Origin of the sequence: Staphylococcus sp. FSL W8-0056 (assembly GCF_037963075.1) — a bacterium.
GTDB lineage: Bacteria > Bacillota > Bacilli > Staphylococcales > Staphylococcaceae > Staphylococcus > Staphylococcus aureus.
Genome location: NZ_CP150142.1, coordinates 2,778,496 through 2,802,394, shown reverse-complemented (window position 1 = coordinate 2,802,394; position 23,899 = coordinate 2,778,496). Strand labels below are relative to the sequence as shown.

The following is a 23,899-nucleotide window of genomic DNA, read 5'->3' as shown; positions in this document are numbered from 1 at the left end:
TAAAAGGAGTTTATAATGAAAATAACTAATTGCAAAATAAAAAAAGAAACTATAGTATATGAAGTTTTAACTAGTGGTAATCAACCATTCACTTATGAGTTACCTAAAGATTTATCGTCACATAATGCGCGTAAATACTTGGAATTTATTTCACAAAAAATAGATGGAGATAAGTTAACCAAAGAAGATTCATTATGATTTTACTAATCAAAAAACGCCTACAAGTGTAGACGTTGAATGGTGGTGAGAATTTTATGGTAGATAAAAACAAAAAACAAGAAACTACTCGTAGTAACCCATTAAACAAAAGTTTTGAAAAGTCAGGCGCCAGCGAAAAATTAAAAAGCACTTTATCAGAAAAAGCTAAGAAAAAAGATTAGTATTCATTCATTAAATATAAATCCAATTTAATTTGTTGTTTAAGGTCTACAAGCGTATGTTTAATATACAATTCATCGTTTGACGCTAAATCAGATACTTTGAAATCTTGTCGCTCAACTTCTAGTAAATCGAAATCGCTACCAGCTGAATTATAGGTTTTAAGTTCACCCTCTTCAATGATTCTGTTTTCAAAGTCTTTTATAACTATAAATACTGGTTTACCGTTGTTATTAAACAACTTGTCTCTTTTGTCTAATAAGCTTATACAATCCAATTTCATAAACTTTCTGGTTATATTAATTAACCAGATAATAAATTTAACAATTAAAGGATTAAATACAAACACTGTTAAAACAAAAATAAATAGAAACAAAATATTTGCTTTTAGACCTGTAAGCAACTGAATTAAATTCAAATTTTTTAAATCAACATTATTAAAAATTATAAAACTATAAAACCATATCAAACATGTTTCAATAGAAAAAATCAATAATACAGGAGTATTGATAACCTTGTTTTTTTCACTAACTAAACCTATCATTGTTAGATATTTATATGGTATGTAACCTAAAACTCCTGTAAGAAGAAGCGCCCCTAGAAATTGAGTCATCTTATCACCTACTTTTTATTTTATTATAACACATTTAGTACCTAGTACTAAATTACGGGTAGCCCGACTACCCTTATTATTTTTTAATATTTTATAGAACATACGTTCTTGCAGGAGGTATAAACATGTGGATTGAAAAATTTAAAAACAAAAATAACGAAACTAAATACAGATACTACGAGAAATACAAAGATCCGTATACAGATAAATGGAAACGTGTAAGTGTTGTCTTGAATAAGAATACAAAGCAATCGCAAAAAGAGGCAATGTTTCGATTAGAAGATAAGATAAAAGAAAAATTGAATAACCAGTCATCAAGCATTTTAAAAACTTTGACTTTTCATACACTATTAGATGAATGGTTTGAATATCATACAAAAACATCTGGCTTTAAAGTAACGACGCTTGATAATTTGAAAACAAGAATCAAAAACATCAAAAAGAACAGTTCTCAAAATTTACTTTTAAACAAAATTGATACAAAGTACATGCAAACATTTATTAACGAATTATCAAACATATATTCTGAAAATCAGGTAAAGCGTCAACTTGGACATATGAAAGAAGTTATTAAATACGCCGTTAAATTTTACAATTATCCAAACGAACACATATTAAATAGCGTCACACTACCAAAGAAGAGTAAGACGATAGAAGATATAGAAAAAGAAGAAGCGAAAATGTATAACTATTTAGAGATGGAACAGGTAATACAGATACGCGATTTTATACTGAACGATAATAACATGCAGTATAGAGCTCGTATTTTAGTTGCTGGGGCTGTTGAAGTTCAAGCTTTAACAGGTATGCGCATAGGTGAGTTATTAGCGCTCCAAGTTAAAGATGTAGACCTCAAAAATAAGACGATCGATATTAACGGTACTATTCACAGAATCAAATGTAATGCTGGATTTGGTCACAAAGATACTACTAAGACCGCAGGTTCAAGAAGAAAAATCGCCATCAATTCAAGGATAGCAAATGTATTGAAAAAAATAATGTTAGAAAATAAAAAGATGCAACAATGGGAACCAAGCTATGTTGATAGAGGGTTTATATTCACAACTTGTCAAGGAAATCCTATGCAAGGCAGTAGGATAAACAAACGATTGTCCTCAGCTGCAGAATCATTAAATATAAATAAAAAAGTTACTACTCACACACTAAGGCATACCCACATAAGTTTATTGGCGGAAATGAATATATCGTTAAAAGCAATTATGAAAAGAGTAGGACATACAGATGAAAAAACGACTATAAAGGTATATACCCATGTAACAGAGAAAATGGACAGAGAGTTAGAGCAAAAATTAGAAAAACTTGTGTACTAAAAGGTATCTGCCCTTTTTCTGCCCTTTTTTATTTTTAAAGACGCTACAAATCCTTTGTAACAACTGATATTAAAGGCTTTTTAACACAAGTTAATCCCATCCTTGTATGATTGGTTTAACTTGCCAGATACCTCTGCGTGTGGCAGGTTCATCATTCGTAACATTAATAAATGGTTGATTGGATGGATGTAACGACGAAATCACTGGTACGACACCATCATTTTTACGCCATTCTTCTCTTGCATCATGACCAATAATTCTACTCGTTGTATCCATTAAGAAAAATGTACCTAAATCAGGATTTTCATAACCTAATGGACCAGTATGTGAAGACACACCTGTATAAGTCGTATACGTAATATTAGGATTCATACTTGTCATGTTGTTCAATTTTGCAGAGCCATCTAACGTTAAATCATAGGCAGCATTATCGTCTGATGTCCAAATTTTGCTTTTACTAACGCGTTTTATATAGTCAATGTAACTCTCATTTGGTAATTGTTTAAAGCCCCATTGCGTTAATCCTAAATCGATATTCGAATACTTGTTACCCATAAATCGATTTAAAGCGAACATGATTTTTCTAACAGCTTCTGTATTTCCAAACTTATCAGCTGCTTGTGAACCATTATGTGGTGTTGCTAATGTTGTGATTGATGCAACCATATTGTTATGACCACCAGTGAATAATGGTGATATTTCTCCACCATGCGCTTTATGATAGGCAATTTCTTCTTTGTTACCATTTCTTAAAAACTCTTCCATTAAACGAATTGTTTGACCACCCATACTATGCCCTACAAGATGTACCTTTTTACCAGGTTCCCAATTAGGCATGATTCCTTTATAAGTCTTACCATAGCGCTCATGTCCGTATTTAGCTGCATGTGCTGCGCCATAATCTACGCGACCACCTTTAATGTAATAATAAAGTTCTACAGCGCGATCATAGTTACTACCAAATGCACTTACACTTGCTTGATGTACATTATAGCCTTGCTTTCTCAATTCCTCGATAACTTTAAATTTATTTCCACCCCAATAATTTGGATATAAAGCAGGTGCATTATCGCCTACTAATCCTAAAAATCCATGTACAAAAACAACTGGATATTTGTTAAGTGGTTGTACTTGATTCGCTTTAAGTGGTCGAACCTTTTTAGCATCTGCTGCTGCATTTGTAGTCGAACGTGTTTTAGGCGCTTGAAGCGCATCTTTGATTAGTTGTTTATTATCAGTATTTTTATCTGTCGGTTTCTCTGGGGAATTTTGACCATCGATATGTTTACTTAAATCGCCAACTTGTGGTTTCTGTTCACTTTGGCGAACAGTATCATCTTGCTTTGCATCTATGATTTGATGCGCGGGTTGATGTGTATCTTGTTGACTTGGATGTTTGTCCGTGGTTGCATCTTGTGCTTTTGTTGATTTAGGTGCAGTTTTATCATTAGACGGGGGTGTAGTTGAAGTTGGTGCTGCTTTATCATGATTGGGTAATACCTTTTGTGCCGGAATGGATGGTTGTGATTTATCAACATCATTCGATTGTGACGTTGTCGATTGTGATCCATTACGTTCAGCATGATGGGTATTTTGAACCTGATCATTTTGACGTTCAGTATTATTAGTCGCATTATTTTGGTGTGACTGTTTAGAACCTTGTCGTTCAGAATCTTGCTTTACTTGATTATCATTTTGCGTTCTGATTGTTTTACTATTTTGTGTTGATTGATGCTTCGATGATTGAAGCGTGTCTTTACCTTCTGTCACTGTTCCACTTTTACCATTCTCTTTATGCATATCGTCTAATTGCTTTCCTGACTGCATTTGATGTGACGTTATCGCGTTCCCTTGTTCTCCCGGTTGATTTAGTGTTTCTTTTTGTGCCGCTGCATTGGACGTTGGTGTTTTTTCCGAGGCTTGTGCTTCATGTGATGACACAACAAACATTGTAGCCGCTAACACTGACACCACGCCTATTGAATACTTTCTAATACTATACTTTCTTTCTTCTTGTCCTCTTAACATATAATCACCTCAAAAGTATTTTTTTGACCCCCTCTTGAGAATGAAAAACAACTGCACCTTCAATATAACATGACATATATTATTTTTTGATTAAGACTACAAAATTAATAAAAATTTAATAATACGATATTAAATCGATACTAATCATTTACAAATATGTGCATTTCCAAATAATTTATAAACACTTTTAGTTGTGGCGTTGAATCAACACAACAACATTTAAGATAAATATTTTATTAAGTAATATAGTTTCAATCTATATATAATTAGTTAATTTGTATTGGTATGAAAATAATTCAAACTATACAATTATAGTAAGTTTTCAGATTTTTCTAAATTAAAATAATGATTCATCTCATTAAGGGGAAGATGCATCATACAGTTTTGTGTATTCATTTAAACAAAGGGGTTGCTTTAATGAATCAATATCATTCTAATGCACAACAACCAAGTGCATGGCGTTTTTTTGTCTATAGTTTAGTGGGCATACTATGTTTCTTTATTCCTTTTACGATTAATGGTAACAACACTATTTTCGTCGATCATGTTCATCTAGCCATTCGCTCAATCATAGGTCCACTTATGCCCTATGTTGCACTGATTATGATTTTAATTGGTACAGCGTTACCAATAGTGAGACGTACTTTTATGACTTCAATCACAAACTTGGTCATTACATTATTTAAAGTTGCAGGTGCAATGATTGGTATAATGTATGTATTTAAAATCGGTCCATCAATACTATTTAAAGCTAACTATGGTCCGTTCTTGTTTGAAAAATTAATGATGCCATTAAGTATCTTAATTCCAGTAGGTGCAATTGCGCTTTCTTTATTAGTAGGCTATGGCTTATTAGAATTTGTCGGTGTTTATATGGAGCCTATTATGAGACCTATTTTTAAAACACCAGGAAAATCCGCTGTCGATGCAGTAGCTTCGTTTGTCGGCAGTTATTCCTTAGGATTATTGATTACTAATCGTGTCTATAAGCAAGGGATGTACAACAAACGAGAAGCCACGATTATTGCGACTGGCTTTTCAACAGTTTCAGCAACTTTTATGATTATCGTTGCTAAAACTTTAGGGCTAATGCCGCATTGGAATTTATACTTTTGGATAACTTTAGTCATCACATTTGTCGTGACTGCAATTACTGCATGGCTACCGCCAATCACCAATGAATCAACAGAATATTATAACGGACAAGAAGGAGAACAAGAAGTTGCTATTGAAGGAAGCAGACTGAAAACTGCATATGCAGAGGCGATGAAACAAAATGCATTAACACCATCTCTCGTGAAGAACGTTTGGGACAATTTTAAAGACGGTTTAGAAATGACTGTTGGTATTTTGCCTTCTATATTATCGATTAGTTTTTTAGGACTGATTGTAGCGAACTATACACCATTCATTGATTGGCTTGGCTATATATTCTATCCATTTATTTATATTTTCCCAATTGCTGATCAGGCTGTACTTGCAAAAGCGTCAGCGATTTCTATTGTAGAAATGTTTCTACCATCTTTGTTAGTAACTAAAGCTGCAATGAGTACTAAATTTGTCGTCGGTGTAGTAAGCGTATCAGCCATTATCTTTTTCTCAGCATTAGTGCCATGTATACTAGCAACTGAAATTAAAATACCTGTCTGGAAACTCATCATCATTTGGTTTTTACGCGTGGCATTGTCGCTATTAATCACCATCCCCGTCGCTTTACTTATTTTTGGATAATTCAAATTGAAAATAAAATCACTATCGTAAACAAACAAAACGAGATGAACCCATTACATTCATTCAGCCACCTAAGATAATTAGGTACCTTTAATTAATGATGGTCATCTCGTTTTTTTATCGTTATCATTTAATCTTCCATAACTTGAACAAAACGTTTCGTAATTTCTTTTGGTCGTGTTATCGCACCACCAACGACTGAACAATGAACGCCTAAGTCCATCACGCGTTTATACATATCCGGTGTAATGACATTACCTTCCGCAATAACTTTTGCATCAACACTTTGTAGTACATCTTTTAGAAATTGGAAGTCATTTTGATAAAGTAATTGTCCTTGCGTATAACTAGTATAGCCATGTAACGTCGTGCCAATATAATCAAAGCCAAGTCGTGCGGCATTTTTAGCTTCTTCAACGGTCGCGATATCAGCCATGATTTCAACGTTCGGTGCATGTGTTCTAATATATGATACTAATTCGTCTAACGTTTCTTTCGGACGTTGCTGTAACGTTGCATCCAATGCAATGACTTCACATTGGCTTTCTATCAGTTCATCAACTTCTTTTGACGTTGCAGTAATGAAAACATCTGAGTGATCATAGTCACGTTTCACAATGCCAATAACTGGTAAATCTACCGTTTCTTTAATTGCTAAAATGTCTTCCTTAGTATTTGCGCGAATACCAACAGCACCACCTTCATACGCAGCTAATGCCATTTTCGACATAATAAAAGATGAATGCAATGGTTCATCTGCTAGTGCCTGACAAGATACTATTAATCCATGTGGTAACATTATTCCTCACTCCATAAGTCGTTTTTTCACGTAAAGTCATTTACAATATATCATTAAGATAATTTTTATCAATGCTTTTTACTATCTTGAAAATATTTTTCATATATAATAGTAATCATTAAGATGAAGGGGTGACACAATGAAATTTGAGAATCGTGTTCAACGTTATCAACATTTATTTACAAAAACTGATAAACGCATCGTCAATTATATAAGACAAAATGGTTATAGCGATGCCTTTTCAACGATTAACTCCTTAGCCCATGCGATTGGTACATCACCAGCAACGATGACACGCTTTAGTCATAAGCTAGATTATGAGAATTTCCAAGATTTAAAATTTAATATTCAACAAGAAATGACAGAGACAGTTATTGAAAATAGCCCAATTATTCAAAGAATTCATAAATATCATCAACAAATCATTCAACAAACTGGTGAATTTATTGATAACGACATTATCCAAACCTTTATCGACAAACTCCAATCAAGTCGACATATACTCTTTGCTGGACTAGGTAGCTCTGGTTTATCAGCGACTGAATTTTATTATCGTATGATTCGTATGGGGCTAAAAGGTAATGTTACTACCGATTCACATTTAATGAAAATATCGGCATCCCTACTATCTCATTCGGACATGTTTATTGCTATGTCAAATAGTGGTAATACTTCGGAATTAATTTCAGCAGCGGAAGTCGCCAAATCTCATGGTGCATATGTCGTTGCCATCACAAATTTCGAAGGTAGTAAACTTACAGATTGTGCAGATTTAGTACTTTTAACAACGGATCAATCGCGTAATACCGACCATCAATTTATCAACACACAAATTGCGACACTCTTTTTAATCGATATCGTGAGTTATCATTTATTAGAAAATACAAATCTGAGTCAAACTTATCAACATACTAAATCTATTATCCTAGACAACAAATAACTAGTAGTATATTCAAATCCACCTGCAACTGTAGACAATCATCGTGATTGTCCTAACGAGTTGCTAGGTGCTTTTTTAATTTCAATACCAAATACTTTTTTACATTTTTGAGATCTATACGTTCAACCGTCTTCAATTTAATATGCCCGTGGCACACTGTTGGTTGATATAGTTTAGATTGGTCCTAGATAGAGTGTGATGTGTGGAACTAACAACAGCTCTCATCTCTCGTAACGGTTTCAAATTCTATTTTAGAATGACTCCTTCTTTCAACTATCATTGCAAACAGCCATATAATGCTGCATCATTTTTACTCTTAGTCGTTTGTATTGGTGCATAAACATAGTCTTTTGGTAAATAGTGTGCAACTTTCGGCTCGATATATTTAATGAGATTGTCTCCTTGTTCAGATATACCGCCACCAATTAATATAAGCCCTGGATCATACATGACTTGTATTTGGGCAATCCCTTCTGCTACATCTTCTGCCCACTCATTCAATATTTGTTTTGCAATATCATCACCTTCTTCAGCTGCTTCAAACAATACTGGCACATGTGTGCTTCTCGTAAATCCTCCGTCAATCATGCGCTTTTTCAATGCACTCGTTGCAGCACGTTGCTCAAACGTTGTATTTTCAGTTGGACGATACAATAAATACCCAACTTCATTTGCCTTATGAAGCTCACCATTATCAATATGACCTTGATTATTCTTGTACGCACCCCCAATGCCTGTACCAAGCGTCATACAAAAGATCCGTTCTGCTTGATATTGATGTAATTTCAATTCGCCTAGTAATGCAGCGTTTACATCATTTTTTACTTTGACATAAGGAGACAGTGATTTTAATAATCGCTTAAAATTAGTACCTTTATAATTCGGAATGGTTGGCCCTGCGTATCCAATTTCGCCTTTTTGTTCATCAACAACGCCTGCTGATGAAATACCTATGACAGGTTGGATCAACTGATATTGCTTCATATATCCTGTTACAATCTCATATACTTTGTCAGTAATAAGCTCACTTTTGTTGTCCGGCGTTGATATTTGTTGATAGTCAAACATATTCAATTGCTTATCAATAACTGCCGATTTAATTTGAGTGCCTCCAATATCGATTGCGATGTAATACACCTTACTCACTCCATTTCTATTGATTTTGAAAAACATTTTCATTAATTATACATAAATATGACTACAATTTTCAAAAAGATATTGTTACATTTTATGATAGCGTTTACAATTATAGCTGTAAACTATATTATCAAATGATTTTTGGAGGGACTTCATAATGAACAAAGATTTAAAAGGTTTATATGCAGCGTTACTCGTTCCTTTTGATGAAAATGGTCAAGTAAATGAACAAGGACTTAAACAAATTGCTCAAAATGCCATTGAAACTGAAGAATTAGACGGTCTTTATGTAAATGGTAGCTCAGGCGAAAACTTTTTATTAAATACAGAGCAGAAGAAGCAAGTTTTCAAGGTTGCCAAAGAGGCAGTTGGGGATAAAGTGAAATTGATTGCTCAAGTAGGTTCGTTAGATTTAAATGAAGCCATTGAACTCGGAAAATATGCCACAGAACTCGGTTATGATGCACTTTCTGCCGTAACACCATTCTACTATCCATTTACTTTTGAAGAAATTAGAGATTACTATTTCGATATTATCGAAGCAACACAGAACAATATGATTATTTATGCAATACCAGATTTAACAGGTGTGAATATTTCTATTGAACAATTCAGCGAGCTATTTAATCACGAAAAAATTGTTGGTGTTAAATATACAGCGCCGAACTTCTTCCTACTCGAACGTATTAGAAAAGCATTCCCAGACAAATTAATCTTATCTGGCTTTGATGAAATGTTAGTTCAAGCTACGATTTCTGGCGTAGATGGTGCAATTGGTTCTACATATAACGTTAATGGTCGCCGCGCTAGAAAAATCTTCGACTTAGCACGACAAGGTCAAATTCAAGAAGCTTACCAACTACAACATGATTCAAACGACATTATCGAAACAGTGTTATCAATGGGGATTTATCCAACATTGAAAGAAATATTACGTCATCGTGACATTGATGCAGGATTACCGAAAAGACCTTTCAAACCTTTTAACGAAGCACATCGACAAACATTAGATCAACTCATTGCAAAATACGATTTATAGACATCAAAGAATCAATACATTGTAAAGGGGATGTTGCCCATGAAAGAAGTTGGATTTGGCACACTAAACTGGGTTGCCGTTATCATTTATCTACTAGCTATGTTGTTCATTGGCGTTTATTTTACCAAGCGCGCGAGCCAAAGTACCAATAGTTTCTTTACCGCAAGTGGTCGCTTGCCATCTTGGGTAGTTGGCTTTTCAATTTATGCTACTACGTTAAGTGCGATTACATTTATGTCTACACCAGAGAAAGCATTTTTAACAGATTGGTCATATATCGCTGGTAACATTGCTATCGTCGCAATTATTCCATTACTTATTTATTTCTATGTCCCTTTCTTTAAAAAGTTAAAGGTAACATCTGCATATGAATATTTAGAAGCTAGATTTGGCCCTAGCATACGTGTCATTGGCTCATTATTATTTGTCGTTTACCATTTAGGGCGTGTTGCAATTGTTATCTACTTACCAACATTAGCAATCACATCTGTATCAGACATGAACCCTTATATCGTTGCATCACTCGTAGGTTTACTATGTATTTTATATACATTTTTAGGTGGTTTCGAAGGTGTGGTTTGGAGTGATTTCATTCAAGGCGTCATTTTATTAGGCGGCGCTTTAGTTATTATTATTCTAGGTGTTATGAACATTAAAGGCGGTTTTGGCACTTTCTTTGCAGATGCGATTGAGCACAAAAAATTAATTAGTGCAGACAATTGGAAACTAAATACTGCGGCAGCTGCCATTCCAATTATTTTCCTAGGAAATATTTTCAACAACTTGTATCAATACACAGCGAGTCAAGACGTCGTGCAGCGTTATCAAGCTTCTGATAGTTTAAAAGAAACAAATAAATCGTTATGGACAAATGGTATCCTAGCTTTAATTTCAGCACCCTTATTTTATGGTATGGGTACAATGCTGTATTCATTTTATACACATGAAGCTGTTTTACCAAAAGGCTTCAATACATCATCTGTAGTGCCATATTTCATTTTGACTGAGATGCCACCATTTGTAGCAGGATTACTTATTGCAGCCATTTTCGCCGCTGCACAGTCTACCATTTCATCTAGTTTAAATTCTATATCTGCTTGTATTTCAATCGACATTAAGCAACGCTTCTTCGGAAAAGATAGCGAGCGACACGAAGTTAACTTTGCACGTTTCATTATCATCATTGCAGGTATTTTCGGTTTTGGAATGTCACTATACTTAATTGCTTCTAATTCAAATGACTTATGGGATTTATTCTTGTTTGTAACTGGATTATTCGGTGTTCCATTAGCTGGTGTATTTGCAGTTGGTATTTTCACTAAACGTACGAATACATTCGGTGTTATTTGTGGATTAATATTGGGTATCATCTTTGCTTATGTCTATAATGGTGTTGGCAAAGGTAACTCACCTTTCTATGTATCTACCATTTCATTTACAGTTGCTTTTGTCTTTGCTTATATACTTAGCTTCATTGTCCCTTCAAAACATAAAAAAGATATAACGGGATTAACAATTTTTGAAAAAGATAAACCATCAACATACATTTCAAAAACGGCTACGAATAAGTAGATTGTTATGATAAAATCCCATCACCAAGTTATGATGCGCTGTTGCGCCAACTTGGTGATGGGGTTTAGCTTTGCCATGAATTTAATTTAGATACTTCGATTAATTTACAATACTAAGCCAATGATTGATCCTGAAATGATTGAAGCTAGAGTTGAACCAAGTAACAGCCTCATTGCAAAGGATGAAACTTTTTCTCCTTGTTTATCACTAATGCCTTTAATTGAACCTACGATGATACCAACCGTACCAAAATTAGCGAAGCTTACTAAGTAAACTGAAATGATACCTTGTGTTCGAGCAGATACATCACCCAGGACATTTTTAAAATCAAGCATTGCTACAAACTCATTTGTAATTAATTTAGTCGCCATTAAAGAGCCAGCTGGAACAGCTTCGCTCCATGGAATCCCCATTAAGAATGCGATTGGTGCAAACACATAGCCAATAAGCTGTTTAAAGTTCAAACCAACACTACCAAACATGATATTAATTGCTTCCATTAATGAAATAAATGCTAACAACATTACGGCTACTACAACAGCGATTTTAAATCCATCCATCGCACTATCACCTATCATTTGGAAGAAGGCAACTTTCTTAGGTTTTCCTGTTTTTCCATTCACTGATTTCGTTTCCGTTGATTTAGTTAAATTATCAATCTCAACATCACTATCATCAGATTTATAGGGATTGATTACACTAGCGATGATAAGCGCACTAAAAATATTTAACATTACAGCTGTAACTACGAACTTGGGCTCAATCATCTGCATATATGAACCCAACATTGCCATACTAACAGCACTCATACCAGACGTCGCAATTGTATATAATTTCGCTCTAGATAATCTTGGAATAATATCTTTTATTGTTAAATATACTTCTGGTTGTCCAAACATTGCTGTTGAAATAGCAAAGTAACTTTCTAAGCGCCCCATTCTCGTTATTTTATTAATAGCGATACCTACATATTTGATAATAAATGGTAATACCTTAATATAATTAAAAATGCCTATTAATACAGAAATGAACACTAATGGCAGTAACACATTTAAAAAGAACGTAAAGCCATTTTTATTTTGTATATCTCCAAAAACAAAGTTTATACCTGCTTTACTAACATTTATTAACCCTTCAAAAAATGAGCCTAATGCAGTTAAGATTGTTAAACCAATCGTTGTGTTCATCATAAATAACACAATCAACACTTGAATAAATATCATTATTAACGTCTTTTTGAAGTCTATGTTTTTACGATCAAAACTGAATAAAAACGCAACAAATAGTGCAAATGCTATCCCTGTGATAGCGAATAAAATATTCATGTATCATCACCTACAATAATTTATTAACAGCGACAGCAATTTTAGCACCCAACGCCGCATTGTTTTCAACAAGTTTTATATTTGCTGCTAAACTTTTACCATTCGTTTTTTCTACAATTTTCCCTAACAAGAACGGTGTGGCGTCCTTACCTTTAATACCTTGATTTTCCGCTTCAACAACAGCTTCATTTATGATTGCCTCAATATATGCTTTTGATAAGGCATGCTCATATGGAATTGGATTAGCAACAACAATGCCACCTTCAAGATTTAACTGCTGTTTTGTTAAATGAATGTCAGCAAGTCGTTCTGGCGTTTCAACCGAACTTGTTAACTTAACACCGCTTTCGCGAGTGAAGAATGCTGGCAATTCATTCGTTTGATATCCAATAACTGGAACGCCTTTTGTTTCTAAATACTCCATCGTCTTAGGTAAGTCTAAAATTGATTTGGCACCTGCACAGATAACAGTGACATTTGTTTTAGACAGTTCTTCTAAGTCTGCTGAAATGTCCATCGTATGTTCTGCACCTTTATGGACGCCCCCAATACCTCCTGTAACAAAAAATTGAATACCAGCCATTGCAGCACATATCATCGTCGTCGCTACAGTAGTAGCACCAACACACTTCATCGCAACAACTTCTGCTAAATCCCTTCTAGATACTTTAGCAACGTCTTTACTAGTTGCCAGTATTTCTAAATCTTCGCTTTCTAAACCAATTTTAATTTTGCCATCTATAATGGCTATGGTTGCTGGAATGGCACCATTATTCCTGATAATTTGCTCTACTGTTGTTGCCATTTCAACATTTTGTGGGTACGGCATACCATGCGAAATAATTGTTGATTCTAATGCTACAATCGGTTGATTGTTCTCCCGTGCTTGCTGAACTTCTCGAGAATACTCAATATACTTTTGTAAATTTGCCATTTTTATAATCCTCCATATCGTGATAAAGTTGCTGTTGATCTAGGTTTTGCCTAACTGTATATTTCGTTTCTATCGTTTTCTTTGCGTTAACCATACCAGCAATTAATATATCTTCAGTAGACATCCCATTTAACCAGCTATATACTACTGCAGCACAGAATGAATCGCCTGCACCTGTAACATCTTTCACACTATTTGATGGCATAACTGACTTGATGATTTCTTCCTCACCACTTCGATAAATGAGTTCTTTCACGCCATTTGTCACAATAACATTTTTAACACCTAAATCATTCCAGCGTTTAGCAGCTATTTTTAAATCATCAGTAGATTCTATTTTTAAATTTAAGTATGTTTCTGTTTCATCTTTATTCGTGATAATCCAATCAATAGCATGTAATGAATCAGGCATATTTTTCATTTTTGGGGAAGAAACCGTGGCGATAACTAATTTGATTTGATGTTTCGTGGTATAGGCACATAAGAAGTTTAATGCCTCTTTGCCTAAATTCAAATCGACAATAATGCACTTAGCCTTTTTCAATAAGTGTGAACGCTTAATTAAAAATTCAGGCGTAATGTAGTCAAACACTTCCATATCTGCTAAGCCATATGTCATGTCGCCTTCTTTACTAATTAAAGCTGTATATGAACCTGTACTCGCATTTTCAAATTGTTGAACATGATCCAAATTCATAAATGGTGTGGACAATCGTTTAATCATTTCCCATTCACTATCTTGTCCACTAGCAGATAAAAAAGCGACCGTTTCGCCAAGCCCACCTAAGTTCTCAGCAATATTTCTTGCTACGCCACCAATAGAGCGTGTTGACGTTACAGGATTTGATGTTTCTGCAACTAAATCTTTATGCACATAAAACTTACGATCTACATTCGCTGCGCCAATACAAACAATAGGATAATCTTCATTTAAAACATATGCCTTTCCCATAACATATTCCTTTTGTATTAATCCTGAAATAATGTTTGCTACGCTGGGTCTAGATAATCCAATTGCCTCAGCAAGTTCACGTTGTGAAATAAACGGATTATCTTTAATTCTTTTTAAAATTTCTTTCTCAGAATCGCTCATAACATCCCTCCTCATATTGACTTAAAATACTTGAATCAGTGAATTTACAAAAATATCGTAGCATGCTGTTATTTCTGTTGTAAACGCTTACATTTGCCGTTATATCAATGATATTTGTTTATAAAATACGCATAATTTCGTAAAAAGTAAGTTCATTCCATCGTGTAAAAGGTACTTGAGAAAATGATAAATGTTTATACAGTATGATATTTGTCGACAATAAATTATGACATTTTTATGTCTTATATTTTTCTATAAAAAAACGTGACTCATTATCGATTTTTTCATCGACTGAATCACGTTACTATGTTTTATTTGTTTTTACTATTCAATATGATGATGCTATGCGTCAACTGCACCTCGATTAATCATGTCTTGCTTAGTAACAATTGGATATTTTTTAAATACGATTGAACCAAGATAACCTGCAAGCGCACCTACAATCGCCATTACTACACCATAAATTACAATAGTCATTGGATGATTAAATCCAAACATTACTAAAAATCCTGCAATCGGTGTAGCTGTACCTGTCGCATCGTTAATTAAACCTGACATAGCAATAATTAAACCAGCAATCGCACCACCAAAGAAATTTGTAATATAGATTGGAATTGGATTGGCTGATACAATATCTGCTTGTGATAAAGGTTCAATACTTACTGCAATCGTAGACTTACGATCACCTAATTTTAAGCGATGGAATAGCGTCCCATTCATAAATGCCGAACTAAATGCTGCCATGGCACCAATAGCCATAGGTACACCCGTTAAACCTAATAATGCTGTCAATGCCATTGAACTCAATGGCGCTGTGCCGACAACCGTGATAATACCACCTAAAATGATACCCATGATAATTGGATTCGTATTCGTACTACTTTGGATAATATCACCAATTCGAATCAATGTACTATTCACTACTGGCGTTAATAATACTGCAATAAGACGAGCTAATGGCGCTAAGATGACAATCGATCCAATTAAGTCGACACCATCCGGCATATATTTCTCTGTATATTTCATCACATATCCAATCATATAACCCGCAAAGAAACCTGGTAATAAATCCATACCACCGCACGCGGCTGCTATAACTAATGCATATACTGGTGATACACCGATAGCTAATGCTGTTAATCCAGCGGCAGCGACACCACCTAGACCTCCCGCAGCGTCTCCTAGCTCTTCTAAAAATTTAATACCGAATACTTCGCCACCAACATATTTATTAAATGCTTCCACTAAAAATGTTGCGATTGCTGCATTAGCTAATGCTCCCATGGCACGCATACCATTAGGTGCTTTATATGTAAATAATGTAAAAATCACTAAGACCAAAAATAAAAATAAAGTACCTATCATTAAATCCATAACCATTGACCCCCATTACGATAATTTTATATTCAATCCCCATATTTAAATATTGAATACTTAGAGGCCATTTTACTACAAAAAATATTATATTTCACGGAATATTTCTAATTTTCGATAATAATTATTATTAATTGAATGTGAAAGTTTATTCAAATAATACATAAACATAAAAATACCGGCACATGATGTACCGGCTTAATAAAACTATTCTACTGTTTCATTTTCAAGATTAAGGACGCCATCTTTCATATGATATGAACGATCACAATATGCTTTAAGTCGTTCATCATGTGTAACAATAATACATGCTTTCTTTCTTTTTTTGGCTTGATCACGTAGAATTTTAATGACTTCAATCGCATTTTCAGTATCTAACGCCGCGGTAGGTTCATCCGCTAAAATAATCGACGGATTCGTATATAACGCTTTGGCTATCGCCACACGTTGTTTCTGACCACCTGAAATTTCTGAAGGTAACTTATTAAGCAATGAAGTTAGACCTAATTGTGACATAAGTTGCTGATAGTCTTCATTAGACATAACATTCTTATTTTTCTTTTTCAATAATGTAAATTGTTGCTTTACCGTTAAAAATGGTACAAGGTTTGTAGCTTGTAAAATAAAACCTATTTCAGACATTCTAACTTTTGCCAATGCTTTTTGCTTCATTGTCGTAATATCTTGGTTATTGATTAAAATGTGCCCAGATGTCGGCGTTTGTAAAGCACCTGCCATAGTTAGAAATGTACTTTTACCAGAGCCAGAAGGTCCAACCAATGCTATAATATCACCTTTATTTATCTCAAAATTTGTATCTTTAACCGCTTCAATGTTACGATTCCCATCTTTAAATGACTTTGTTACATTTTCAAATTTCAACATTTGCTACACCTCCTACCCAATCGCCTTTAACGGATCTATTTTTCTAATTGTTAAAATGGAGAATAAACTTCCTAATACAGAGACAATCATTAACACAATTGCAAATACGAGCAATGTTAGTACATCGAATTTGACAGGTACTGCATCAGGTAAAAATGCACCTGTAACGCCTGTTAACAGTAAGCCAAATGCCGTACCAAATAATGCTAATATGAGCGTCTGCGAAATAACTACGTTCGCTAAATAGCCATTCGTAAATCCTTGAGCCTTTAATATGCCAAATAAACTTGTTTTTTGTAATGTCATGACATATAAGAAAATGCCTATAACTGTAGCTGAAATGACAAATAAGAATGAAATCATAAAGTTTAATGTTAAGTTCTGTGGTTTATAACCTGGTAAATTTTCAATAAAGTCATTAATACTTACCGCTTCAAGCTCTTGGTTTAATTTTTTGTCTTTCCAATTTGTATCACGTACAACAACTGCATTAATTTTATCTCCAGTCAATCTAGGATTGATCTTGGCAATGGTAGCGTCATTCGTGAAAATGACTGGTGACGCATTATATTTTGCACTTTCTGTAAAACCTACGATATGCAATTTTTCATCTGATTGAGATAGTGATAATGTGTCACCAATTTTAAATCCTTTATTTTTAAGCGTTTCATCAGCTAACACTTCATTATCTTTAGTCGCTTTATGCCCTTCTATTAAACTCGGAACTAAAAATGATGACTTTTCAACACCGAACACTAAAACATTGTCTTTTTGATGGCCATTAGACACAATTTCCCCTGTTTGCTTCAAAGTAGCTTGCTTCTTGTATTTATTTTCAATATCTTTCTTGTTAAAAACAGATTGTTGCACAGTTTGATTGGCATCTTTATTTAGAACAATGGCATCTGCTTGCCACTTATCAATGCCTTCTTTATTCATATTGATAAGACCATTCGCCAATCCAGATAATAAAAATAGCAAGTAACTAATCATCGTTAACACACCAATAATTAGTCCAAACTTCAATTTGTTGCGCCGTATTTCATTCCAAGCTAAAAACATGCATTTCTCTCCCTACTACTATGATTTAAACATTGTTTATATTCTTAGATGCACGTACGTCGTGTTGCGCTCTGTAATGTTATACATACACTTATCCTTCATTATACCCGAACTTTTTATATTAAAAGCAAATTTATGGAAAATGCAATTAATTGTCTATTATTTTTGTACGGTACATTTAAAATTAAGGATCAATTTAAAAACGCCTACATATACCTTTAAGTACATGTAGACGTCCAATTCATATATTATTTAACTTCGCCTGTTTTAGGATCGAATTGCTTAATAGCATTTTTACGTAATTTATCTTTTGCTTTGTCACTTGCTTTATAGTTATTGTTGTAAATCGTAGCTTCCCAACTACCATACATTGGGTTAGGGAAAATGATATATTTCTTACCGAAATCGTCTTTATGTTTTTCAATTAATGCTTCACGAGATTCAGCTGTAGCTTCTTTTGGATCTGTAAAGTCTAATAAATTATCTCCAAATAGCATGACAAGTTTATGATCCTTTTGAACCATTTGTCTGCGTGATTCTTTACTCTTATCATCTTTACCTTTTAGTAAAATATGACTCTTCTTAGCTTGAGGGATACCTTGTTGTTTTAAGTTCTTTTGTGTTGCCTTTAAATCTTTTTCTTTATCTCTATCAGAAATATAGTAGATATCGACACCTTTTTTGTCAGCATATTTCAAGAATTCTTTTGCGCCATAGACAGGTTTAGCTTTAGCAGCTTGTACCCATTCATGCCAACCTTCTGGGAAAGGTTTATTATGTATTGATGCATAGCCTTGATATGGAGAATTATCTAAAACTGTTTCATCTAAATCCAAAGCAATAGCTAACTTATGTTTACCTTTATTCTTTTTAATCTCTTTATCTAACTGTGTCTTTGCACTGTTATAACCTTGTAAATATAATGCTTTTGCTTCAGCTGAATTTTGATACCAAGCCACTGCCATAATATTTTGATTACCAAGATTCGCCTTTTGTGATGCTGGTATAGAAGCTTGTTGCGTTTGTTGAACTTCAGCAGAACTTTTGGCAAACGCTGTAGAATTTGTCGTTTGTGGTGCTGAAACTGTAACCGCTACCGATAATGATGCTATTGCAATATACTTTGAAATTTTATTCATCTTATCACCTCATGATTAATATTTAAAATACAGTTAAAATTATAAATGCATTTATTTAATATTGCTATACTATGAAAAGATATTTAATATTATTTCTTGAAAAGCTAACAAATATGTGAACATTTCATATAAGCATGATTTAATGGGAGACCTATCACATGAGAGAGATTTGTGATTTATCACGTAATAAACTTAAATTCATTTGAGTGACTAGGCCTTCCTATCAGACATATTCACTCATCCACGTATCATTATGTGTACAGTGTGCTATCTCTTATTTACCTATTGGAACAACCATAAACTCATCCATAGTTTACCTTTTATAAATAGCAGTCCTCACTCATACAATTTCTCATAAAAATCACAACGCTCCAACGTATTTCCAACTTACTTTCACCTATTTTAATTCATAAAAACGACACTTTAATTGTCATTATCCAATAATAGCAAGACGTTATTATTGCAATCTTTTTTATAAAATAATAGAATCATAGTATTGTCATTTAAAGATAAAGTAAGAACGTTTTTATTTTTCAGATTTTTTAAATTATTATGAATATCTAGTTTTAGGAAGGAAATTACATTGAAAAAACAAGTTATTATTTCGGGCCTCATGTTATTTTCACTATTTTTTGGAGCCGGAAATTTAATATTCCCGCCCATTCTTGGCCATACAGCGGGTCAAAATATGTGGATTGGTATGCTAGGCTTTGCCCTTACAGGCATATTACTCCCCTTTATTACTGTTATTGTTGTTGCATTTTATGATGAAGGTGTTGAAAGTGTAGGCAATCGTATACATCCATGGTTCGGGTTTATTTTTGCTGTCGTGATTTACATGTCTATCGGAGCATTTTACGGTATTCCACGTGCTGCAAATGTCGCGTACGAAATTGGTACAAGACACATTTTACCTGTGCATAACCAATGGACTTTAATTATATTCGCAGCAATCTTTTTTGCCATCGTTTACTGGATTAGTTTAAATCCATCGAAAATCGTTGATAATTTAGGTAAATTATTAACACCATTATTACTATTAATGGTCGCTCTATTAAGTATTGCTGTCATTTTCAACCCTGAATCTGCACTAAGTGCACCTAAGGATAAATATATAACACATCCTTTCATTTCAGGAAGTTTGGAAGGCTATTTTACAATGGATCTTGTTGCTGCGTTAGCTTTTTCCGTAGTCATTGTCAATGGTTATAAGTTTAAAGGCCTCACAGATCGCATGAAAATTTTAAAATATGTCTGCTTTTCAGGTCTTATTGCAGCCATATTACTTGGAATGATTTACTTTGCACTTGCATACGTTGGGGCATCAACAGCTCCAGGAAACTTTAAAGATGGTACAGATATATTGACGTACAACTCATTACGAGTATTTGGTTCATTTGGCAACATAGTATTTGGTATGACAGTGATACTTGCATGTTTAACAACATGTATAGGACTCGTCAATGCTTGCGCCACATTTACTAAGAAACACGTACCTAAGTTTTCTTATAAAATATTCGCACTTATTTTCTCTATCATAGGGTTCTTATTTACAACACTTGGTTTAGAAATGATTTTAAAAATTGCTGTACCATTGTTGACATTAATATATCCCGTGTCTATTGCACTTGTACTGATATCATTTGCTAACATGTTTAGCACATTCAGATTCAGTTGGGCCTATCGACTCGCAACTGTTATTACATTGATTATTTCAATTTTACAAATACTAAATAGTTTCAACTTATTACACGGTGTTATTTTGAAATGGTTTATGATGTTACCTTTAGCAGATATCGATTTAGCTTGGCTTGTACCATTCATGCTCTTTGCTATTATCGGTTTCATCATCGATGTAGTTATACGTCGTCCGAAACAAGCGACAACTTAATAAATGCTCACTGCCTAGTAATGATTGCCCCCTCGTTACTAGGCTTTTTTATATGAAATTCATGGATTTTCAGCGATACTGTCTGTCTATTGATTATTTTAAAATAATTGATTTACCAAAAAATCCTATCAGTTATTCAAAAATATTAGTTTTTAAAATTAATTTTGTGAAATTATTCACAAATAAGACGATTCATAGTATACTCTGATTAACAAATGAAAAGCGAGGATGTCATTGTGAAGGAGAAACATATTAAATGGGATAAGATTTTTTATGGGGATGACTGGGTAAATAACGTAGTCGAAACAATAAGAACAAAAGATATATTACAAAGCGTTTATTTAAAACGTTATTTATTACGCGCGATGATGGCAGGATTTATTATCGGTATTATTACGGTCTTCGTGCTATCAGTTAAAGCAACACACGAACCAGATTTACCACCAGGTATAGTGAATATGGCTAGCGCCATTACATTCAGCTTTGCGTTAGTACTCATTTTATTTACAAACTCCGAACTACTAACCAGTAACTTCATGTACTTTACTGTAGGCCTGTATTATAAAGTAATTAAACCGACTAGAGTATTGAAAATATTTTTATTATGCTTTGCAGGAAATATTTTAGGTGCTGCTATTTTATTTAGTTTCATGCGTTTTTCAAATGTAATGACGCCAGATATGTTAAATCAGTTATCAGCAGTTATTGAGCACAAAACGTTGTCTACTGGTTTTGTAAGTATATTAATGAAAGCGATCTTCGCCAATTTCTTTATCAATATTTCATTAGTTATTGCCATGCAAATTGACGATGTACTCGCAAAAATGTTTGTCATGATGTTCGGTGTTACCATATTCGCCTTTATGGGTTATGAACACGTCGTTTACAACAGTTGCTTATTTATGGGTGGTTTAATTTATCAAGTTGATACATTGCACTTCATACCAGCTATTTCGAATATCGCTGCGGCTTTTATCGGTAACTATATTGGAGGCGGACTCATTATAGGTTTATTCTATGCTTACTTGAATGATCATCATCAATTTTATAAAAATAATTAACTATATTTGAACAATGCGTTAGTCGATGCCTTAAATATTTAGAAGTGCATTGTCTAACGTATTTTTTTTAAGTTCGTCAATGGTTTTTGTCCGATGCTATGAGCATTATCAAATACAAAATGCTCTCTTAAAAGCAGTTATTGACTGAAAATCTACTTCTAAGAGAGCACTTTATTTAATTACTTAAGAAATCTTGAAATTTCAATATACGATGTTTATGATAAGTCGCTTATTTCATCTTTAGGCTTGTTATTAGTAAGTAGTTTAATACCACTGACTAACCATAAAGCAAATGTAATTATGTTACCACTTATTACAGCTCCAATAATCAACAATATACCACTCATTTTTTTGTTTTTAGATGCTTTAAACATACCGATTGCACCTAAAATAATTGAAATGATTCCAAATATGAATAGGGATAAGAATAATACAGTGAAAATTGCTGCTGCTGTTTCTGCATCAACTGGGTCAACCTCACCATTAACTGTTGTTGACACATCTGTAGTCATTACACCTGATGCTGCTAAAACCATCAATAGTAAACTAAATACCGTTGCTAAACCCTGAATAACAATTCCTATTATTGTCATTATTTTGATCGATTTTTCCATTGACTTACTCCTTTATTATTATTTACAAACTTACGTTTGTGTTCTTATATATAAATGTTTAAATTTATATCGTGTTTATTTTAAAAATTATTGTCGCTAAAGCTCATTTACTTTTTGAAACTGGTTAAAAGTTTTAAAGAAAGCCTACGTTAATCTTTTTCCACTTCTACATTTTCATCTTCATAATCTGCTTTATGGTCTTTCATATACTTAATTGGGTCTATTTCTCTATTAATCTCTGCCTTACCATCTTTTATTTCATATGCGAAATAATACATTTTTTCACGATCTTTATATAATTGAATACCAATAACAATGACTTTACCATCTTTATAGACATGTGTATTACTGTCTTCTTGTTTAATGTCTGTTTTAATAGTGTTTTGTACTTTCGAGGCAATTTTATTCATTTGATTCTGTTCTTTGTACACTTTATCAATATCTTTTTGATACTTTTCACCTTTATTAGAACAACCTGCCAATATAATTGCTAACATTAAAAATACTACCAATATTCTTTTCATCATTTTTCTCCTTAGATGGCTGTCATTTTCCACACACTACAATACTGATAATATGCTTTATCATTGTGATGTTTGAACAATGTTTAACCAATTGTTATCAACTTAAAATTCGTTTAAATGTTTGACGCAAGATTTTGATTAATTATGATATTAAAGTCTTCTTAATATAAACATCTATTTCAGTGTTAATTTACAACTATCTACTGAAAATTATGTCATCATAATAAATTATGCAATAACTATTTGATATCTTTACATTGCTATGTATCTCTAAAAATTGCCTCCCACACATTTATTTCATAACCAAATATTTAACTATTTATAATTATAGTAAAAAACATTTTAATAGTATATACTTTTCTCATATTTTTTTGATATAAGTTTTAAAAAATAAGTCGATGTGCATCAACTTTATAAAATACACTACAA

22 protein-coding genes and 1 pseudogene are annotated in these 23,899 nt (G+C 33.4%); 10 read left to right on the top strand and 13 right to left on the bottom strand.

The window, feature by feature from the left end; genetic code table 11:
* Nucleotides 1–15 precede the first annotated feature (15 nt).
* The gene (locus NSS86_RS13965) at nt 16–198 is read left to right on the top strand and encodes a hypothetical protein (protein ID WP_000705240.1); all 183 of its coding nucleotides are present in this window, start codon (nt 16–18) and stop codon (nt 196–198) included.
* 35 nt (nt 199–233) lie between these two features.
* The gene (locus tag NSS86_RS13960; protein ID WP_001795334.1) at nt 234–380 is read left to right on the top strand and encodes a hypothetical protein; all 147 of its coding nucleotides are present in this window, start codon (nt 234–236) and stop codon (nt 378–380) included.
* On the opposite strand, the gene NSS86_RS13955 is transcribed toward NSS86_RS13960, so the two are convergent.
* Nucleotides 377–991 carry a hypothetical protein gene (locus NSS86_RS13955; protein ID WP_000191464.1) on the bottom strand — a complete coding sequence of 205 codons (615 nt, stop codon included), beginning with the start codon at nt 989–991 and terminating at the stop codon, nt 377–379. The genes NSS86_RS13960 and NSS86_RS13955 overlap by 4 nt on opposite strands.
* Before the next feature lie 125 nt (nt 992–1,116).
* Between NSS86_RS13955 and NSS86_RS13950 the strand changes: the two genes are divergently transcribed.
* Nucleotides 1,117–2,322: a tyrosine-type recombinase/integrase gene (locus NSS86_RS13950; protein ID WP_031880119.1), complete on the top strand. Its 1,206-nt coding sequence runs from the start codon at nt 1,117–1,119 to the stop codon at nt 2,320–2,322.
* Between the two features lie 93 nt (nt 2,323–2,415).
* On the opposite strand, the pseudogene lip2 reads toward NSS86_RS13950, so the two are convergent.
* Nucleotides 2,416–4,350: pseudogene (gene lip2 / locus NSS86_RS13945) on the bottom strand (YSIRK domain-containing triacylglycerol lipase Lip2/Geh); the annotation flags it as partial.
* A 417-nt stretch (nt 4,351–4,767) separates the two neighbouring features.
* Between lip2 and NSS86_RS13940 the strand changes: the two are divergent.
* Nucleotides 4,768–6,081, top strand: coding sequence for a YjiH family protein (locus NSS86_RS13940; RefSeq protein WP_001077727.1), 1,314 nt, complete (start codon nt 4,768–4,770; stop codon nt 6,079–6,081).
* 130 nt (nt 6,082–6,211) lie between these two features.
* On the opposite strand, the gene NSS86_RS13935 is transcribed toward NSS86_RS13940, so the two are convergent.
* A complete protein-coding gene (locus NSS86_RS13935; protein ID WP_000936718.1) occupies nt 6,212–6,880 on the bottom strand; it encodes an N-acetylmannosamine-6-phosphate 2-epimerase in 669 nt (222 codons plus the stop codon).
* A gap of 139 nt (nt 6,881–7,019) precedes the next feature.
* On the opposite strand from NSS86_RS13935, the gene NSS86_RS13930 reads away from it, so the two are divergent.
* Nucleotides 7,020–7,820: a MurR/RpiR family transcriptional regulator gene (locus tag NSS86_RS13930; protein ID WP_000667382.1), complete on the top strand. Its 801-nt coding sequence runs from the start codon at nt 7,020–7,022 to the stop codon at nt 7,818–7,820.
* 276 nt (nt 7,821–8,096) lie between these two features.
* Here the strand turns inward: NSS86_RS13930 and NSS86_RS13925 are convergent, their stop codons facing one another.
* Nucleotides 8,097–8,957 carry an ROK family protein gene (locus tag NSS86_RS13925; RefSeq protein ID WP_000291444.1) on the bottom strand — a complete coding sequence of 287 codons (861 nt, stop codon included), beginning with the start codon at nt 8,955–8,957 and terminating at the stop codon, nt 8,097–8,099.
* Between the two features lie 157 nt (nt 8,958–9,114).
* Here NSS86_RS13925 and NSS86_RS13920 point away from each other — a divergent pair, with 157 nt between their 5' ends.
* Together NSS86_RS13920 and NSS86_RS13915 are read left to right on the top strand one after the other, a co-directional pair.
* Nucleotides 9,115–9,996: an N-acetylneuraminate lyase gene (locus NSS86_RS13920; protein WP_001030736.1), complete on the top strand. Its 882-nt coding sequence runs from the start codon at nt 9,115–9,117 to the stop codon at nt 9,994–9,996.
* A gap of 39 nt (nt 9,997–10,035) precedes the next feature.
* Nucleotides 10,036–11,568, top strand: coding sequence for a sodium:solute symporter (locus NSS86_RS13915; protein ID WP_000665719.1), 1,533 nt, complete (start codon nt 10,036–10,038; stop codon nt 11,566–11,568).
* A 104-nt stretch (nt 11,569–11,672) separates the two neighbouring features.
* Here the strand turns inward: NSS86_RS13915 and NSS86_RS13910 are convergent, their stop codons facing one another.
* The 4 genes from NSS86_RS13910 to NSS86_RS13895 form a co-directional block, all read right to left on the bottom strand.
* Nucleotides 11,673–12,893, bottom strand: coding sequence for a NupC/NupG family nucleoside CNT transporter (locus tag NSS86_RS13910; protein WP_001022972.1), 1,221 nt, complete (start codon nt 12,891–12,893; stop codon nt 11,673–11,675).
* 10 nt (nt 12,894–12,903) lie between these two features.
* Nucleotides 12,904–13,827: a pseudouridine-5'-phosphate glycosidase gene (locus NSS86_RS13905; RefSeq protein WP_000002071.1), complete on the bottom strand. Its 924-nt coding sequence runs from the start codon at nt 13,825–13,827 to the stop codon at nt 12,904–12,906.
* Nucleotides 13,802–14,920, bottom strand: a complete 1,119-nt coding sequence (locus NSS86_RS13900; protein WP_339302293.1) for a carbohydrate kinase — start codon at nt 14,918–14,920, stop codon at nt 13,802–13,804. The genes NSS86_RS13905 and NSS86_RS13900 overlap by 26 nt, the downstream gene beginning before the upstream one ends.
* 342 nt (nt 14,921–15,262) lie before the next feature.
* Entirely contained in the window at nt 15,263–16,252 is a 990-nt protein-coding gene (locus tag NSS86_RS13895; protein ID WP_339302292.1) for a PTS sugar transporter subunit IIC, read from the bottom strand.
* Between NSS86_RS13895 and NSS86_RS13890 the strand changes: the two genes are divergently transcribed.
* Nucleotides 16,203–16,343 (top strand): hypothetical protein, encoded by a 141-nt coding sequence (locus NSS86_RS13890; protein ID WP_072353785.1) that lies wholly within the window; start codon nt 16,203–16,205, stop codon nt 16,341–16,343. The two genes, NSS86_RS13895 and NSS86_RS13890, sit on opposite strands and share 50 nt — an antisense overlap.
* Before the next feature lie 158 nt (nt 16,344–16,501).
* Here NSS86_RS13890 and NSS86_RS13885 read toward each other — a convergent pair whose 3' ends face one another.
* The 3 genes from NSS86_RS13885 to NSS86_RS13875 form a co-directional block, all read right to left on the bottom strand.
* Nucleotides 16,502–17,179: an ABC transporter ATP-binding protein gene (locus NSS86_RS13885; RefSeq protein WP_000911017.1), complete on the bottom strand. Its 678-nt coding sequence runs from the start codon at nt 17,177–17,179 to the stop codon at nt 16,502–16,504.
* A gap of 12 nt (nt 17,180–17,191) precedes the next feature.
* Nucleotides 17,192–18,241, bottom strand: a complete 1,050-nt coding sequence (locus NSS86_RS13880) for an ABC transporter permease (RefSeq protein ID WP_000477931.1) — start codon at nt 18,239–18,241, stop codon at nt 17,192–17,194.
* A 248-nt stretch (nt 18,242–18,489) separates the two neighbouring features.
* A complete protein-coding gene (locus NSS86_RS13875; protein WP_001033876.1) occupies nt 18,490–19,380 on the bottom strand; it encodes a 5'-nucleotidase, lipoprotein e(P4) family in 891 nt (296 codons plus the stop codon).
* Nucleotides 19,381–19,963: 583 nt separating this feature from the next.
* Between NSS86_RS13875 and brnQ the strand changes: the two genes are divergently transcribed.
* A complete protein-coding gene (brnQ, locus tag NSS86_RS13870) occupies nt 19,964–21,271 on the top strand; it encodes a branched-chain amino acid transport system II carrier protein (protein ID WP_000745087.1) in 1,308 nt (435 codons plus the stop codon).
* A gap of 236 nt (nt 21,272–21,507) precedes the next feature.
* A complete protein-coding gene (locus tag NSS86_RS13865; protein WP_000659770.1) occupies nt 21,508–22,332 on the top strand; it encodes a formate/nitrite transporter family protein in 825 nt (274 codons plus the stop codon).
* A 215-nt stretch (nt 22,333–22,547) separates the two neighbouring features.
* Here the strand turns inward: NSS86_RS13865 and NSS86_RS13860 are convergent, their stop codons facing one another.
* The gene (locus NSS86_RS13860; protein WP_000415665.1) at nt 22,548–22,946 is read right to left on the bottom strand and encodes a DUF4064 domain-containing protein; all 399 of its coding nucleotides are present in this window, start codon (nt 22,944–22,946) and stop codon (nt 22,548–22,550) included.
* 149 nt (nt 22,947–23,095) lie between these two features.
* A complete protein-coding gene (locus NSS86_RS13855; protein WP_000822161.1) occupies nt 23,096–23,470 on the bottom strand; it encodes a DUF4467 domain-containing protein in 375 nt (124 codons plus the stop codon).
* Nucleotides 23,471–23,899 lie beyond the last annotated feature (429 nt).